13 protein-coding genes are annotated in these 15,256 nt (G+C 76.6%); 6 read left to right on the top strand and 7 right to left on the bottom strand.

Annotated features, from left to right (window positions below; genetic code table 11):
• Positions 1-5 precede the first annotated feature (5 nt).
• Positions 6-2,228: a prolyl oligopeptidase family serine peptidase gene (locus tag KJP73_RS05615; protein WP_213281816.1), complete on the top strand. Its 2,223-nt coding sequence runs from the start codon at positions 6-8 to the stop codon at positions 2,226-2,228.
• A gap of 100 nt (positions 2,229-2,328) precedes the next feature.
• A complete protein-coding gene (locus KJP73_RS05610) occupies positions 2,329-3,354 on the top strand; it encodes a mechanosensitive ion channel family protein (protein WP_249669127.1) in 1,026 nt (341 codons plus the stop codon).
• A gap of 73 nt (positions 3,355-3,427) precedes the next feature.
• Here KJP73_RS05610 and KJP73_RS05605 read toward each other — a convergent pair whose 3' ends face one another.
• Positions 3,428-3,658, bottom strand: a complete 231-nt coding sequence (locus KJP73_RS05605; protein ID WP_213281815.1) for a glucose PTS transporter subunit EIIB — start codon at positions 3,656-3,658, stop codon at positions 3,428-3,430.
• Positions 3,659-3,748: 90 nt separating this feature from the next.
• On the opposite strand from KJP73_RS05605, the gene KJP73_RS05600 reads away from it, so the two are divergent.
• The 3 genes from KJP73_RS05600 to KJP73_RS05590 are packed head-to-tail and all read left to right on the top strand — an operon-like array spanning position 3,749 to position 6,252.
• On the top strand, positions 3,749-4,276 hold the full coding sequence (locus KJP73_RS05600) for a globin (protein ID WP_213281814.1): 528 nt from the start codon (positions 3,749-3,751) through the stop codon (positions 4,274-4,276).
• A 13-nt stretch (positions 4,277-4,289) separates the two neighbouring features.
• A complete protein-coding gene (locus KJP73_RS05595) occupies positions 4,290-5,207 on the top strand; it encodes an acyl-CoA thioesterase (RefSeq protein ID WP_433995148.1) in 918 nt (305 codons plus the stop codon).
• A 46-nt stretch (positions 5,208-5,253) separates the two neighbouring features.
• Complete coding sequence (locus KJP73_RS05590) at positions 5,254-6,252, top strand: DNA topoisomerase IB (protein ID WP_213281813.1); 999 nt, start codon at positions 5,254-5,256, stop codon at positions 6,250-6,252.
• Between the two features lie 13 nt (positions 6,253-6,265).
• Here the strand turns inward: KJP73_RS05590 and KJP73_RS05585 are convergent, their stop codons facing one another.
• The gene (locus tag KJP73_RS05585) at positions 6,266-6,934 is read right to left on the bottom strand and encodes an O-methyltransferase (RefSeq protein WP_213281812.1); all 669 of its coding nucleotides are present in this window, start codon (positions 6,932-6,934) and stop codon (positions 6,266-6,268) included.
• Positions 6,935-6,992: 58 nt separating this feature from the next.
• On the opposite strand from KJP73_RS05585, the gene KJP73_RS05580 reads away from it, so the two are divergent.
• A complete protein-coding gene (locus KJP73_RS05580) occupies positions 6,993-8,663 on the top strand; it encodes an SDR family oxidoreductase (RefSeq protein ID WP_433995147.1) in 1,671 nt (556 codons plus the stop codon).
• Positions 8,664-8,697: 34 nt separating this feature from the next.
• On the opposite strand, the gene KJP73_RS05575 is transcribed toward KJP73_RS05580, so the two are convergent.
• The 5 genes from KJP73_RS05575 to KJP73_RS05555 form a co-directional block, all read right to left on the bottom strand.
• Positions 8,698-9,207, bottom strand: coding sequence for an acyl-CoA thioesterase (locus KJP73_RS05575; protein ID WP_213281810.1), 510 nt, complete (start codon positions 9,205-9,207; stop codon positions 8,698-8,700).
• A gap of 134 nt (positions 9,208-9,341) precedes the next feature.
• Positions 9,342-10,961 carry a GTPase gene (locus KJP73_RS05570; RefSeq protein ID WP_213281809.1) on the bottom strand — a complete coding sequence of 540 codons (1,620 nt, stop codon included), beginning with the start codon at positions 10,959-10,961 and terminating at the stop codon, positions 9,342-9,344.
• The gene (locus KJP73_RS05565; RefSeq protein WP_213281808.1) at positions 10,958-12,949 is read right to left on the bottom strand and encodes a dynamin family protein; all 1,992 of its coding nucleotides are present in this window, start codon (positions 12,947-12,949) and stop codon (positions 10,958-10,960) included. Before KJP73_RS05565 ends, KJP73_RS05570 begins: the two co-directional genes overlap by 4 nt.
• Positions 12,950-13,073: 124 nt before the next feature.
• Entirely contained in the window at positions 13,074-14,756 is a 1,683-nt protein-coding gene (gene ettA, locus KJP73_RS05560) for an energy-dependent translational throttle protein EttA (RefSeq protein WP_213281807.1), read from the bottom strand.
• 278 nt (positions 14,757-15,034) lie between these two features.
• The coding region (locus KJP73_RS05555; protein ID WP_213281806.1) for a hypothetical protein at positions 15,035-15,256 on the bottom strand (222 nt) is incomplete at its 5' end.

The raw sequence follows: 15,256 nt of genomic DNA, 5'->3' as shown, positions 1-15,256 counted from the left end.
CGCGCATGACCGCCGATCCCGCCGCGCCCCTCGCCCCCGCCCCGACCGCTCCGGCCGGCTACCCGGCCGCGCGCCGGCTGGACCTCGCGGAGGACCTGCACGGCCGCCGGGTGGCGGACCCGTACCGCTGGCTGGAGGACGCCGCGGCGGACGAGACGGAGGCGTGGTCGACGGCGCAGGACGACCTGTACGCGGCCTACCGGGCGCGGGTCACGTCCGGGGGGCTCGCGGAGGGCCCGCTCGCGACCGGCCCGCTGACCGCCCGGCTCGGCGAGCTGCTCGGGGCGGGCTTCGTCGGCACGCCGGCCTGGCGCGGCGACCGCCGGTTCTTCAGCCGCCGCACCGGCGAGCAGGAGCACGCGGTGGTCGTGGTCGCGGAGCCGGACCCCGACGCGCCGGGTGCCGAGCGGGAGCGCGTGCTGGTCGACCCGGTCGCGCTCGACCCGGCGGGCACCACCACGCTCGACGCGTGGCAGCCCAGCAAGGAGGGCGACCTGCTGGCGTACCAGGTCTCGCACGGCGGGACCGAGGAGAGCGTGCTGCACGTGCTCGACGTCGCGACCGGCGAGCTCGTGGACGGGCCGGTCGACCGGGCGCGCTACTCCCCCGTCGCGTGGGAGCCGGGTGGCCGGTCCCTGTTCTACGTGCGCCGGCTGGCGCCGGAGCTGCTGCCGGAGGACGAGCGCCAGTACCACCGCCGGGTCTGGCGCCACGTCGTCGGCACCGACCCCGCCGAGGACCTCGAGGTGTTCGGCGACGGCCTGGACATGACGAACTACTACGGCGTGTCGGTGTCCCGCGACGGCCGGTGGCTGATCGTCTCCGCGTCCGCCGGGACCGCCCCGCGCACGGACGTGTGGATCGCGGACCTGCACGCCGCGGAGCCGGGCACCGTCCCGGCGTTCCGCGAGGTCGCGGTGGGCTACGACGCCGAGGTCGGCGCGTGGGTCGGCCGCGACGGCCGCCTCTACGTGCACACGACGCTCGACGCCGACCGGGGCCGCCTCGCGGTGACCGACCCCGAGGACCCGGCGGTGCCGCACTGGCGGACGCTGCTCGCGGAGGACCCGGAGGCCGTCCTGGAGGACGTGGCGTTCACCGACGGCGGCGGGGACGACACCGCTCCCCGGCAGCTCCTCGCCTCCTGGCGCCGGCACGCCGTCAGCGAGGTCACGGTCCACGACCCGGCGACGGGCGAGCGCCTGCCGGACGGGGCGGGCACCGTCGAGCTGCCGGGGCTGGGCTCGGTCGGCGGGCTCGTCACGCGCCCGGACGGCGGGCCGGACGTGTGGTTCACGTACACCGACCACACCACCGTGACCGAGGTGCACCGGTACGACGCCACGACCGGGAGCACGTCGCTGTGGGCCGCGCCGCCCGGGGCGGTCGCCGACCTCCCGGAGGTGCGGGTGCAGCGGGTGGTCGCCACCAGCGCCGACGGCACCGCCGTGCGCGCGTTCGTGGTGGCCCGGGCCGACGCGCTCGACGCCGACGGACGGCCCCTGGCTCCCGCGCCGACCATCCTCTACGGGTACGGCGGCTTCCAGATCTCGCTCGACCCCGCGTACTCCGCGACCACCCTCGCGTGGGTGGAGGCCGGCGGCGTGTACGTCGTCGCGAACCTCCGCGGCGGCGGCGAGGAGGGCGAGCAGTGGCACCGCGCGGGACGCCGCGGGAACAAGCAGCACGTCTTCGACGACTTCCACGCGGTGGCCGGGCTGCTCGTCGACGAGGGCTGGACCACCACCGACCGGCTCGCGTGCTGGGGCGGCTCGAACGGCGGGCTGCTCGTCGGCGCGGCCCTCACGCAGCAGCCGGGGACGTTCGCCGCGGTGGTGTGCTCCGCGCCGCTGCTCGACATGGTGCGGTACCAGCGGTTCGGGCTGGGCGTGACCTGGACCGACGAGTACGGCGACGCGGACACGCCGCGCGAGCTGGACTGGCTGCTGTCGTACTCCCCGTACCACCGGGTGGTCGACGGCGTCCGGTACCCGGCGACCCTGTTCACGATCTTCGACGGCGACACCCGCGTCGACCCGCTGCACGCCCGCAAGCTCGCCGCCGCGCTGCAGGCCGCGACCTCCGCGCCCGTCGACGAGGCGCCGGTGCTGGTCCGCCGCGAGAAGGGCGTCGGCCACGGCGGGCGCGCGCTGTCCCGCACCATCGGCCTGACGGTCGAGCAGCTGCAGTTCGTGGCCGACCGGACGGGGCTGACGCGGCGGGGCTGAGCGCGCCGGGTGTGCGCGTCGCGTGCGGGCTCCGTGCGGGTCGGGTCGGACGACTCGGCGGGGGCGGCGCGCACCCCGCGCCGTTCGTTAGCGTGGTCGGGTGATCCCCTCGCTCCTCCCCTCCGTGCTGCCCGCCGCCGGCGACACCGACCCCGGTGCCGCCGCCATCGACGGGGCGAACGCCCTCATGACCTGGCTGCTCGGCCCCGGCCTTCGGATCGCGCTGATCATCGTGATCGGCGGGATCTCGCTGCTCGTGGTCCGGCGGCTGATCAAGGCGGTGACCGAGCACATCGCCGACGGCACCTCGCTGCTGCAGCGGGGCATCGCGCGCCCCCTCGGCGGGACCGAGGTCGCCGCCGCGCTGCGCAAGGTCACCCCGGTCGCGAACGTCCGGCGGACGCAGCGGGCCCGGACGATCGGCTCGGTCCTGCGGTCGACGGCCGCGGTCGTCATCGGGTCGATCGTCGTGCTGCTCGTGCTCGACCAGCTCGGCGTGAACATCGCGCCGTTCATCGCGTCGGCCGGCATCGTCGGCGTCGCGTTCGGCTTCGGCGCGCAGAGCCTGGTCAAGGACTTCCTGTCCGGGCTGTTCATGCTGCTGGAGGACCAGTACGGCGTCGGCGACGTCGTGGACGCCGGACCCGCCAGCGGCACCGTGGAGGCCGTCGGCCTGCGGGTGACCAAGATCCGCGACGCCGACGGGACGCTCTGGTACGTCCCCAACGGCGGGATGCTGCGCGTCGGGAACAAGACGCAGGGCTGGGCGAACGCCGTCGTCGAGGTGAAGGTCGACTACTTCGCCGACCTGGACCAGGTGCGCGACCTGCTGGTCGGTGCCGCGACGCGCCTCGCGGAGGACCCCGAGCTCGGCCCGGCGATCGAGGGCACCGCGACCGTGAGCACCGCCGAGGACCTCACCTTCGAGGCCGTCACGGTGAAGGTCACGCAGCGCACCGCCCCGGCCCGGCAGTGGGCCGTCGCGCGGGCGCTGCGGATCGCCGTGCGCGAGGCCCTGGAGGCGGCGGACGTGCCGCTCGCCGGGCAGCGGGAGGCCCTGGCGGCGCACCGCGAGCGCCTCGCCGGCGGCGCGGCCGTCACGACCGGCACGACCACCACCGACTGAGTCGGCCCGGCCGGGTACGCACGAGGCCCCGGGTCCCTGCGGGGACCCGGGGCCTCGTCGTGCGGCGAGCGTGTCAGCGCAGGCCATCGAGCTCCGCGGCGAGGTTGTCGGCCTCGGGGCCGACGATGACCTGCACGATGCGGCCGGACCGCACCACGCCGAACGCGCCGGTCGCCTTGAGGGCGTCCTCGTCGACCTGCTGCGGGTCCGTCACCTCCACCCGGAGCCGGGTGATGCACGGCTCCAGGTCGACGACGTTGCCGCCGCCACCCAGCGCCACCAGGATCTGCTCTGCCTTGCTCATCGAACCCCCGTCGTGCCGTCCGTGCGGATTGCCCCCGCGGTCGCCGGGAGGGCGACCTGCTGCCGTCAGCCTAGTGCGAGACTTCTTCCCATGACCGCCCAGCCGTCGACTCCCGAGCCGCGCCCGGCCGGCACCCCGCTCCCCCTGGCCCCCGCGACCCCGGCGCCGGCCCTGCCCGCCGCGGTCGCGCCCGCGGAGCCCGGCTCCTCCGAGGCCCGGCGCCGCGAGTCGTTCTACGAGGCGGTCGGCGGGCACGAGACCTTCGCGCGGCTGGTCGACGCCTTCTACGAGGGGGTCGCGACCGACCCGGTGCTGCAGCCGATGTACCCCGAGCAGGACCTGGGGCCGGCGCGGCGGCGGCTGACGATGTTCCTCGAGCAGTACTGGGGCGGCCCGACCACCTACTCCGAGGAGCGCGGGCACCCGCGGCTGCGGATGCGGCACATGCCGTTCGCGGTCGACGTCGACGCCCGCGACCGGTGGCTGGCGCACATGCGCGCGGCCGTCGACACCCTCGGCCTGCCGCCGCTCTACGAGGCCACCCTCTGGGACTACCTGGAGCGCGCCGCGCACTCGCTCGTGAACACCGCGGGGCCGATGGGCGCGCCCCGCTCGTGAGATTCTTGCGGGCGTGACCGACGCTGCACCGACGGGCGCCCCGACCGCGCCGCAGGACCCCACGCCCCTGTCCGCCCCCGCCGACCCGATCGCCGGGCTCCTCGGCATCCTCGACGTGGCCCCCGCCGACGGCGCCGACCGGTTCACGGCCCACAGCCTGCCGAAGCCGGGCGGCCGCGTGTTCGGCGGCCAGGTGGTCGCCCAGGCGCTCGTCGCCGCGGGCCGCACCGTCCCGGGCGGACGCCTCCCGCACTCGCTGCACGGGTACTTCCTGCGGGCGGGCGACATCGCCAGCCCCATCGAGCTGTCCGTGGAGCGGCTGCGCGACGGCCGGTCCTTCTCGGCCCGCCGGACGCACGCGTCGCAGGAGGGCGAGCCGATCCTGTCGATGATCGCCTCGTTCCAGGAGGACCAGGAGGGCGTCGAGCTCACCCAGCCGATGCCGGACGTGCCGGCGCCCGAGGACGTCGAGTCCGCGATGGACAGGATGGGTCACCTCGACCACCCGCTCGCCCGGTTCTGGACGCACGAGAGCGCGTTCGACGTCCGGCACGTCGGCGGCTCCCTGTACCTCGGCCCCGCGCCACGCCCCGACGGGCACCAGCGGGTGTGGATGCGGACGAAGGGCGCCCTGCCCGACGACCAGCTGCTGCACCGCGCGGTGCTCGCGTTCGCGTGCGACCAGATCATGCTCGAGCCCGTGCTGCGCCGCGCCGGGCTGTCGTGGCTGACGCCGGGCCTGTCGGTCGCGAGCCTCGACCACGCGATGTGGTGGCACCGGGACGTGCAGGTCGACGACTGGCTGCTGTTCGACCAGGACAGCCCGACCGCCCAGGGCGGCCGGGGCCTGGGCACCACGCGGGTGTTCAGCCGCGAGGGCGTGCTGGTCGCGACGATCGCCCAGGAGGGCATGGTCCGGGTCCCGGCCTGACCCTGCTCCGCTGGCGGGGCCGGGGGCGCCGGGGCACAGTGTCCCGGTGGTGAGGCTGCGACGGGTCCGGATCGACTCCCCGGGGTGGACCCGGCGCCGTGCCGGGCGCGGGTTCTGGTACCTCGACACCGACCGTCGCACCCGGATCACGGACCCCGAGCACCTGGACCGCATCGTCGCGCTCGCGATCCCCCCGGCCTGGCAGGACGTGTGGATCAGCCCGTGGCCGAACGGGCACATCCAGGCCGCCGGCTTCGACGACGCGCAGCGCCGCCAGTACCTCTACCACGAGCAGTGGCGCCGGCGGCGGGACAAGCTCAAGCACGACCACGTGCTCGACGTCGCCCGCCACCTGCCGGCCGCCCGGCGGTCGGTGCGCCGCGACCTCGCCCTGCCCGGGTTCCCCCGCGCGAAGGCCCTGGCGCTGGCCTTCCGGCTGCTCGATCTCGCGTACTTCCGGGCCGGCGGCGAGGGCTACGCGCAGCGCAACGGCTCCTACGGCCTCGCGACCCTGCGGCGCGAGCACGTCCAGGTGCTCACCGAGGAGTCGACCGGCGAGGAGACGGCCGTCCGGTTCCACTACCCCGCGAAGTCCGGGCAGGTCCGGGACGTCGTCGTCGAGGACGCCCAGGTCGCCGAGCTGGTGGGCGTCCTGCTGCGCCGGCGCGGCGGCGGGCCGGAGCTGCTGGCGTGGCGCGACGAGGACGGCTGGCACGACATCACCAGCGCGGAGGTCGGCGCGGACGTCAAGCGCCGGCTCGGGGGCGACGCGAGCCCGAAGGACTTCCGCACCTGGCACGCCACGGTCCTCGCGGCGCGGGGGCTCGCCGCCGCGGGTGCGCCGCCCCGGTCCGAGCGGGCACGCCGGCGGGTCGTCGCGGGCGTCGTGAAGGCGGTCTCCGAGGAGCTCGGCAACACGCCCGCCGTGTGCCGGGCGTCGTACATCGACCCGCGGATCGTGGACCTGTGGGAGCACGGCCGGACCATCCGCCCGACGCGCTCGCAGGCGGTCGCGGAGAAGGAGACGCTCGCGGTGCTCGGCTGACCGGCGGCCCGCCTCAGTCGCCGACGACCGCCAGGGCGAACCCGTCCCAGCCCTTCGACCCCACGGTCTGCAGCGCCGTCGCGGTCAGTCGGGGGTTCCGGCCGATGGCCTCCAGCACCGCCCGCGAGCCCAGCACGGCCGGGTCCTGCGACGCCGCGTCGGCGACCCCACCCCGCCGCACGACGTTGTCGACGACGATCACCGTGCCGGGGTGCGACAGCGCGACCGCGGCCTCGAGGTACCGCGGGTTGCCGGGCTTGTCGGCGTCGATGAACACGAGGTCGAACGGCTCCTCGCCCGCGTCGGCCAGCGCCTGCAGCGAGTCCGCCGCCGGACCCTCGACGAGCCGCACCCGGTCCGCGACGCCGGCGCGCTCGAAGTTCGCGCGCGCCACCGCGGCGTGCGCCGGGTCGATCTCGCACGTCGTCACGTGCCCCTCCTCGCCGACCGCCCGGGCGAACCAGAGCGTGCTGTAGCCCGCGAGCGTGCCGAGCTCCAGCACCCGGCGCGCACCGCTCATCCGGCACAGCAGCGCGAGCAGCGCCGCCTGGTTCGGCGCGACCTCGATGGCGGGCAGCCCCGCGGCGCGCCCCGCGGCCCGCGCGGCGGCCAGCACCTCGTCCTCGTGCACGACCGTCGTCACCAGGTAGTCGTCGACCTCGCCCCACTCCTGCTGCCCCATGCCGCCGATCATGGCACCACCGGATGCGCGTGTCCCGGCCGCGGCACAGACTGCGGACGTGCCCGACGCCCCAGAGCAGCCCCGCATCACCCACCCCACCACCGACGCCGCGACCGCGGGCGACCTGCTGCCCGAACCGGTGGCCCGCACGCTGCCCGGCCTGGTGCCGGGTGTCGGCCCGGACGGCCGCCCGCGACCGGACGCGCCGCTCGTCGCGGTGACCGGCGTGACGGGCTACGTCGGCGGCCGCCTGGTCCCCGAGCTGCTGGCCGCCGGGTACCGCGTGCGCGCGATCGCCCGGCGCCCGGAGCGGCTCCGGGGCCGCCCGTGGTTCAGCGCCGTGGAGGTCGCGCAGGCCGACGCGGCGGACCCCGCGCAGATCCGCGCCGCCCTCGACGGGGTCGACGTCGCCTACTACCTCATCCACTCGCTCGGCACCGGCAGCCGGTTCGAGCAGCGGGACCGGTCGACCGCGCTGACGTTCGGGCGGGCGGCCCGCGAGGCCGGCGTCGGCCGGATCGTCTACCTCGGCGGGCTGTCCCCCGACGTCGAGGACCTGTCGCCGCACCTGGCGTCCCGCAAGGAGGTCGGGGAGATCCTGCTGGCCTCCGGCGTCCCGACGACCGTGCTGCGCGCCGCCGTGATCCTCGGGTCCGGGTCGGCGTCCTTCGAGATGATGCGGTACCTGACCGAGCGGCTGCCCGCGATGACGGTCCCGCGCTGGGTCGAGAACCGCATCCAGCCGATCGCCGTGCGCGACGTGCTGCGCTACCTCGTGGGGTCCGCGTCGATGCCGCCCGAGGTCAGCCGGGAGTTCGACATCGGCGGGCCGGACGTCCTCACCTACCGCGACATGATGCAGGGCTACGCGCGCGTCGCCGGGCTGCCCCGGCGGGTGATCGTCGGGGTGGGCGTGCTCACCCCGCGGCTGTCGAGCCTCTGGGTGGGGCTCGTGACCCCGGTGCCGTCCGGGCTCGCGCGGCCGCTGGTCGAGTCGCTCGTGCACGAGGTCGTGTGCCAGGAGCACGACATCGCCGAGTACGTCCCCGACCCGCCGCAGGGCCTCATCGGGTTCGAGCGGGCCCTGCGCCTGGCCCTGACCCGGGTCCGGGAGGCCCAGGTCACGACGCGCTGGTCGTCGGCCGGCGTCCCCGGGGTGCCGAGCGACCCGCTGCCGTCCGACCCGGACTGGGCCGGCGGCACCCTCTACGTCGACGAGCGGCAGAGCGTCGTCGACGCCTCCCCGGCCGCCCTGTGGCGGGTGCTGGAGGCCGTGGGCGGCGAGCGCGGCTGGTACTCCTGGGCCCTGGCCTGGCGGGTGCGGGGGCTGCTGGACCGCCTGGTCGGCGGGCCGGGCCTGCGCCGCGGGCGCCGGGACCCGCGCCGGCTCGTCGTGGACGACGCGGTCGACTTCTGGCGGGTCGAGGAGGTCGACCCCGGCCGGATGCTGCGCCTGCGCGCGGAGATGCGGGTCCCGGGGCTGGCGTGGCTGGAGCTGCGCGTCGAGCCCGGCGGCGACGCCACCGAGGGCACGGCCGCGGACGGCGGCGACCGCTGGACGACGCCGCCGACCACGTTCGCGCAGCGCGCCGTGTTCCACCCGCACGGGCTGCTCGGGCAGCTCTACTGGTGGTCGGTGTACCCGTTCCACGGCGTGGTGTTCGGCGGCATGCAGCGGAACATCGCGCGTGCGGCGGAGACGGCGGAGCGGGCGCGGAGCGACCGGTAGGCCCCGTCGGCACCCCGCGCCGCGCCGCGACCCGTCAGCGGCCGCGGCGCCGGAACGTCGGCGGCTCCTCGACGTACGGCGACCACGCCGCACGCTCGACGTCGCCGATCCGCCGGGGGGCGCCGGTCGCGGCGTCCACGAGCACCAGCGTGGTGAGCGCGCGGGCGTAGGGCCCCGCGCCACCCTCCGCCGGGACGTCGTCGTGCACCTCGTAGCAGACCTCGATGCTCGCCCCGCCGAGGTGCCCGATCCACATGTCGACCATCACCGGGGTGCGGCGGTAGCCGAGCGGGCGCAGGTACTCGATCTCCTGCCGGGCGACGAGCGTCGCGGTCCGGGCGCCGGGTCCGGCGTCGAGCACGGCGGTCGGCCACGCCTCGCGGTCCGTCGCCGCGGCCGCGTCCCCCGCCGCGGGCGCCGGGTGCGCCCAGAACGCCTCGATCCGCGCCTCCTCCAGCAGCCGCAGCATCTCGACGTTGTTCACGTGGCCGTAGGCGTCCATGTCGGACCACCGCAGCTGGACCGGGACCCGCAGCCTCGTCATCCGTCCTCCGTCGCTCGCACCAGGCACCGACCCGACGCCGGCCCCCGTGCATCCTGCACCCGGCGGGGCGTGCGCGGGGAACCGGCGGGGCGTGCGCGGGGAACCGGCGGGACCTGCGCCGGGGATCCGGCGCGTCAGCGCCTGCGGTCCCCGGCCGCCCGGGCCGCCTGGTCGCGGCAGGTCGTCAGGTCGGCCAGCACCTCGGCGGCAGGCCCGGTGACCCGCGCCCGGGCCACCCGCTCGACGGCGTCGTGCAGGCGGACCCGCGCGAGCCGGGCACGCCGGGCGGCGGCGACCCGGGCGACCACCGCGGACAGCACGGCGAGCAGGGCGCCGGCCAGCAGGCCGCCTACCAGCAGCGCGGTCGGCACGGGGAACGGCCCCCACTCCGGCGTCCGGGGCTCGGGCAGGCGCAGGTACGCCATCACCGCGAGCGCCGTCAGCCAGAGCGCGCCCGCGACCGCGGCGGCGAGCAGCACCGCCTGCAGCACGCCGACCGCGCGGGCCCAGGCGGCGGGGCGCTCCGCGAGCAGCGGGGTGCCGGCGACGGCCCGGTCCAGGTCGGCCGCGAGGTCCTGGGTGCCGACACGGTCGCGCACGGCGAGGGCCCACGCGTCCGGGACGTCCGCGGTCGCGGCGTCCACGTAGCGCCGCACGGCCGAGGCGGCGGCGGCGCGGGTGGCCGGACCGGCGGTCGGGAGGGACGTGCGGTCCGTGACGTCCGCGCCGCCGTCCGCGCGACCGAGGTGCAGGCGCCGGAGCGGGTCAGGGCGGAACCGCTGCAGCCACCGCACCGGCGGCCAGCCCGCCTTCGCGGTCGCGCGGCGGACGGCGGCGCGGCGCACCGCCTGCACCACGAGCGGGACCCCGGCGGCGTCGGCGAGGGCGTCCGTCAGCGCGTCGAGCCCGCCGGGGGTCCGGCCGTCCCGGCCCCGCCGGCCGCCCGGCGCTCCCCCGCAGGCGTCGAGCACGGCACGGGCGGCGGCCTCGACGTCCGCCGTGAGGCGCCGCGTCGCGGCCTCGCGCCGGTCGGCGGCGTCGTCCAGCAGGTCCCGGAGCGCGTCCATCCCCTGGCCGGTGCGCGCCGAGACGGCGAGCGTGCGGACCCCCGGCAGACCGTCCTCGGCCGCGAGCCGGCGCAGGTCGCCCAGCACCGCGTCGACCTCGGCCGGGGTCAGGCGGTCCGCCTGGTTGAGCACCAGGACCACGACGTCGGCGTGCCGGGACAGCGGACGCAGGTACCGCTCGTGCAGGGCGGCGTCGGCGTACTTCTGCGGGTCCACCACCCAGACCAGCAGGTCGACGCGCTCGATGAGGTGCTCGGAGCGCAGCCGGTGCTCCCGCACCACGGAGTCGTGGTCGGGCAGGTCCAGGAGCACCACGCCGCCCCGCGCGACGGACCGGCCGGACGCCGCCGGCTCCGGGAGCTCGTGCCGCCGCCGCACGCCCAGCCAGTCCAGCAGCGGCTCCGCGCCCGCACCCCGCACGGCGGCGAGCGCCTCGTCGGTGGTGGGCCGCTGCACGCCGGGACGCGCGAGCTCCTGCCCGACGACCGCGTTGAACAGCGACGACTTGCCCGACCCGGTGGCACCGGCCAGGGCGACGACGGTGTGCTCGGCGGACAGGCCCGCGCGATCGCCCACCCGGTCGACGACCGCCCGGCCCCGCTCGAGCACCGGTGCGGGCAGGCGGCCCTCGCCCGCGTCGAGCGCCGCGGCGAGCGCGCCGGTGCGGTCGGCCAGCGACGGGCTCATCCCGCGTCCCCCCGGCCGAGCAGCCGCTGCCAGAACCCCGGCCGCGCCGGAGGACGGTCCTGCTCGCCGTCGCGGCCCTCGCGGACGTCACTGCGCTCGCGGGCGTCGCCGCCCCGACCCCCGGCTCGCCACGCGTCGGCACCGCGCAGCGCACGGGCACCGCTCAGCGCAGGGGCCCCCGCGGGCAGCGACTCGCCCTCGGGCCCCGGGGCGGTCGTGCGTCCCGCCCGCTCGGCGCGCGCCGCGTCCTGCACCGTCAGGGCCGTGGCCCGCAGCGCCTCGCCGCCGCCCACGCCGAGCGCGTCGAGCTGCGCGGTGTACCGGGCGGCCTCGCCGGCGAGCACCTGACGGACCCGCGTGTCGAGGCGCTCGCGCGCGGCCGTCGTCAGGCGGCGCACGGCGTCGTCCCCGAACACCGCCTCCAGGAGCTTCTGCGCGACGACGGCCGTGCCGCCGGCGATGCCGATCTCCACGCCGGTGAGCCCGCCGGTCGACGCGAACGCCAGCACCATGAGGCTCACGCCGAGCGCGTTCACCCCGAACGACAGCGCCCGGGCGGTGCCCCGCCGCTCGGCGCCCTGCTCGCGCACCAGCTCCAGCACGTCCGTCTGCCACGCGTGGATCTGCTGGTCGACCTCCGCGCGGAGCGACGCGGACGACCGGGACAGGTCGAGGTCCGGCAGCAGCGCCGCCCCCGCCGGGTCGCCGCGCCACGCGGCGTGCGTGCGCTCGGCGGCACCGTCGGCGGCGTCGAGCACCACCGCGGCGAGGCCGTGCGCGATGGCCTGCTCGACCGGCGGCACCGGTGCGGGCCGGCCGCGGACGAACCCGACGACCGCGTCGCGCACGCGCCCCACGCGCTGCTCGACGGAGCGGATCAGCTCACCGGTGCCCACGAACTCCTGCCAGCGGGCCAGGACCTCCCCGCGGAGCATCGCGCCGTCCGACGTGGCGGCCGTGACCTGCGTGAGGGCGTCCGCGTAGGCGCGCGCCACGGCGTCCCGCAGGCGGGCGTCCGCCGTCACCTGCGCGTCGGCGGCGGTCGCCAGGAGCAGCGCCCGGCGGCCGAGGTCCTGCACCACGCCGTCCCGGGTGGACACCGCGACCGCGTGCCGCGCGGCGGCGTCCCCACCCAGGTCGGACAGCCAGGCGGCGACCGCACCGACGGCCCGCTCGGGCAGCAGCCCGTCGGCGTCCAGCCCCTCCTCGACCGCGAACAGCGGGGCGTCCGCGAGCCCGTTGGCGTCCATCATGCGGCGCAGGTCCGCGACCGCGGCCTCTGCCCCCGGGTCCACCCGGTCCACGACCAGCGCGATCTGGGCGTGCCGCTCGGCGGCCCCGTGCAGCAGGTCCCACGGCACCGCGTCGGCGTACCGGGCGGCCGTCGTGACGAACAGCCAGAGGTCCGCGGCGGCGAGCAGCTGGGTCGCGAGGGCGCGGTTCGCCTCCTCGACGGAGTCGATGTCCGGGGCGTCGAGCAGCGCCAGGCCGCGGGGCAGCGCGTCGCTGGCGACCAGCCGGACGGCGGCGGTGGAGGCGGTCGAGGAGGCGGCGGCGCGGTCGCCGGTGCCGGACGTCGCGGTACCGGTGACGCGAGGCAGCCCGGGCAGCACGCGGTCGCTGGAGAACCACCGGCCGTCGAGCGGGTGGTGCACCAGGACGGGCGCCCGCGTGGTGGGGCGCAGGACGCCGGGGTCGGTGACGCGGCTGCCGAGCAGCGAGTTCACCAGCGTGGACTTGCCCGCGCCCGTGGAGCCGCCGACCACGACGAGCAGCGGCGCGGAGCCGGCGCGCAGGCGCGGCAGGAGGTAGTCGTCGAGCTGGTCGAGCGCCGCGCGGCGGTCGGCGCGGGCGTCCGCGGCTCCCGGCACCTCGAGCGGCAGGCCAACGTCACGCAGGCGGGCGTGCAGCCGCTCGAGCGCGTCCACGAGGGCGGCGTCCCCGCCGGCTCCCGGGACGGCGGGCGCGGTGTCCAGCGGGTCGACCATGGGCCCAGTGTGCCGGGCGGGCGGTGGGTCCGCCGGTCGCAGCGCCGGCCGTGCCGCTGGTCCGCGTGCAGCAGGGCCCCGGGAGCCGGCGTCGCCGCGGCTCCCGGGGCCGTCGCGCGCGGGGTCAGTCGCGCGTGAGCTTGCGGTACGTCACCCGGTGCGGGCGTGCCGCGTCGGCGCCGAGGCGCGCGACCTTGTTCTCCTCGTACGAGGCGAAGTTGCCCTCGAACCAGTACCAGCTGGACGGATTCTCCTCGGTGCCCTCGTAGGCGAGGATGTGCGTCGCCACCCGGTCCAGGAACCACCGGTCGTGGGACACCACGACGGCGCAGCCGGGGAACTCGAGCAGCGCGTTCTCCAGCGAGCCGAGGGTCTCGACGTCGAGGTCGTTGGTGGGCTCGTCGAGCAGCAGGAGGTTGCCGCCCTGCTTGAGCGTGAGCGCGAGGTTCAGGCGGTTGCGCTCACCACCGGACAGCACGCCCGCGGGCTTCTGCTGGTCCGGGCCCTTGAACCCGAACGAGGCGACGTAGGCGCGGGACGGCATCTCGACGTTGCCGACCTTGATGAAGTCGAGCCCGTCGGACACGACCTCCCACAGGGTCTTCTTCGGGTCGATGCCGCCGCGGGACTGGTCGACGTAGGAGATCGAGACCGTCTCGCCGACCTTGAGCTCGCCGCCGTCGAGGGGCTCCAGCCCGACGATCGTCTTGAACAGCGTGGTCTTGCCGACGCCGTTCGGGCCGATCACGCCGACGATGCCGTTGCGGGGCAGCGTGAACGTCAGGCCGTCGATGAGCTTGCGGTCGTCGAAGCCCTTCTCGAGGTCGTGGGCCTCGAGCACGATGCTCCCCAGGCGCGGGCCCGGCGGGATCTGGATCTCCTCGAAGTCCAGCTTCCGGGTGCGGTCGGCCTCGGCCGCCATCTCCTCGTAACGGGCCAGGCGGGCCTTGGACTTCGCCTGGCGGCCCTTGGCGCTGGAGCGCACCCACTCGAGCTCGTCCTTGAGGCGCTTGGCGAGCTTGACGTCCTTCTTGCCCTGGACCTCCATGCGGGCGGCCTTCTTCTCCAGGTACGTGGAGTAGTTGCCCTCGTAGGGGTACAGGCGGCCGCGGTCGACCTCGCAGATCCACTCGGCGACGTGGTCCAGGAAGTACCGGTCGTGGGTGACGGCGAGCACGGCGCCGGGGTACGACGCGAGGTGCTGCTCCAGCCACAGCACGCTCTCGGCGTCCAGGTGGTTGGTGGGCTCGTCGAGCAGCAGGAGGTCCGGCTTCTCGAGCAGCAGCTTGCACAGCGCGACGCGGCGGCGCTCACCACCGGAGAGCACGGTCACGTCGGCGTCCGGCGGCGGGCAGCGCAGGGCGTCCATCGCCTGCTCGAGCTGGGCGTCGAGGTCCCACGCGTCGGCGGCGTCGATGGCCTCCTGCAGCACGCCCATCTCGGCGAGCAGCGCGTCGAAGTCGGCGTCGGGCTCGGCCATCAGGGCGGAGATCTCGTTGAACCGGTCGATCTTGCCCTTGATCTCGGCGACGCCCTCCTGGACGTTGCCGAGGACGGTCTTCTCCTCGTTCAGCGGCGGCTCCTGCTGGAGGATGCCGACGGTGAAGCCGGGGCTCAGCCGCGCCTCACCGTTGGACGGCTGGTCGAGGCCCGCCATGATCTTCAGGATCGTCGACTTCCCCGCGCCGTTCGGCCCGACGACGCCGATCTTGGCGCCGGGCAGGAAGTTCAGCGAGACGTCGTCGAGGATGACCTTGTCGCCGTGCGCCTTGCGCGCCTTGTACATGCTGTAGATGAACTCAGCCACTGGCTCTTCGTCCGCCTCGGTGCTCGTCGGTGATCGGGTCTCGTGCGGGGGCGCGGCGCGTGCCGCGCCCGGTACGTCGCGGCGGCCGGCACGTCCGCGGGACGCGGGCGGGCTGGCGGCGCCGGGCGACGTCGCGATCCCCCAGCCTAGGCGATCCGCGCGTCGGGGACACGGGCCCACCGCGCCCGGCGCGCTGACCTCGCCGCCCCGGCGCGCTCACCTCGCCGCCCCGGCCCCGCTGGCGCCCGCCGCGCCGCCTCCCGCTCGGCGGGCCGCGGTCAGGCCCCCACGGGTGCCGCCGTCAGGGCCTCGGCGTCGTCGGGCAGCTCCACCGCGCCCGAGACGTCGAACGGCGCGACGGAGCGGACGCCGTCGTGCCGCGACCGCGCCCGCGCACCCGCGTCCGCGGGGTTGCCGCCGTCCCGTCCGCCGCCCTCCCGTCCGCCACCGCTGGTCCCGCCGCCACCGCTGGTCCCGCCACCGTCGCCCCCACCGTCGCC

Origin of the sequence: Cellulomonas hominis (assembly GCF_901521055.1) — a bacterium.
Taxonomy (GTDB): domain Bacteria; phylum Actinomycetota; class Actinomycetes; order Actinomycetales; family Cellulomonadaceae; genus Cellulomonas; species Cellulomonas endometrii.
The sequence above is the reverse complement of the archived record's forward strand: the minus strand, read 5'-3'. Positions and strand labels throughout refer to the sequence as shown.

What these genes read in the sequence shown, in the direction of transcription:
- KJP73_RS05605 (WP_213281815.1), bottom strand. Translation starts at nt 3,658, where the DNA reads ATGAGCAAGGCAGAGCAGATCCTGGTGGCGCTGGGTGGCGGCGGCAAC.
- KJP73_RS05575 (WP_213281810.1), bottom strand. Translation starts at nt 9,207, where the DNA reads ATGACGAGGCTGCGGGTCCCGGTCCAGCTGCGGTGGTCCGACATGGAC.
- KJP73_RS05600 (WP_213281814.1), top strand. Translation starts at nt 3,749, where the DNA reads ATGACCGCCCAGCCGTCGACTCCCGAGCCGCGCCCGGCCGGCACCCCG.
- KJP73_RS05565 (WP_213281808.1), bottom strand. Translation starts at nt 12,949, where the DNA reads ATGGTCGACCCGCTGGACACCGCGCCCGCCGTCCCGGGAGCCGGCGGG.
- KJP73_RS05570 (WP_213281809.1), bottom strand. Translation starts at nt 10,961, where the DNA reads ATGAGCCCGTCGCTGGCCGACCGCACCGGCGCGCTCGCCGCGGCGCTC.
- KJP73_RS05615 (WP_213281816.1), top strand. Translation starts at nt 6, where the DNA reads ATGACCGCCGATCCCGCCGCGCCCCTCGCCCCCGCCCCGACCGCTCCG.
- KJP73_RS05585 (WP_213281812.1), bottom strand. Translation starts at nt 6,934, where the DNA reads ATGGGGCAGCAGGAGTGGGGCGAGGTCGACGACTACCTGGTGACGACG.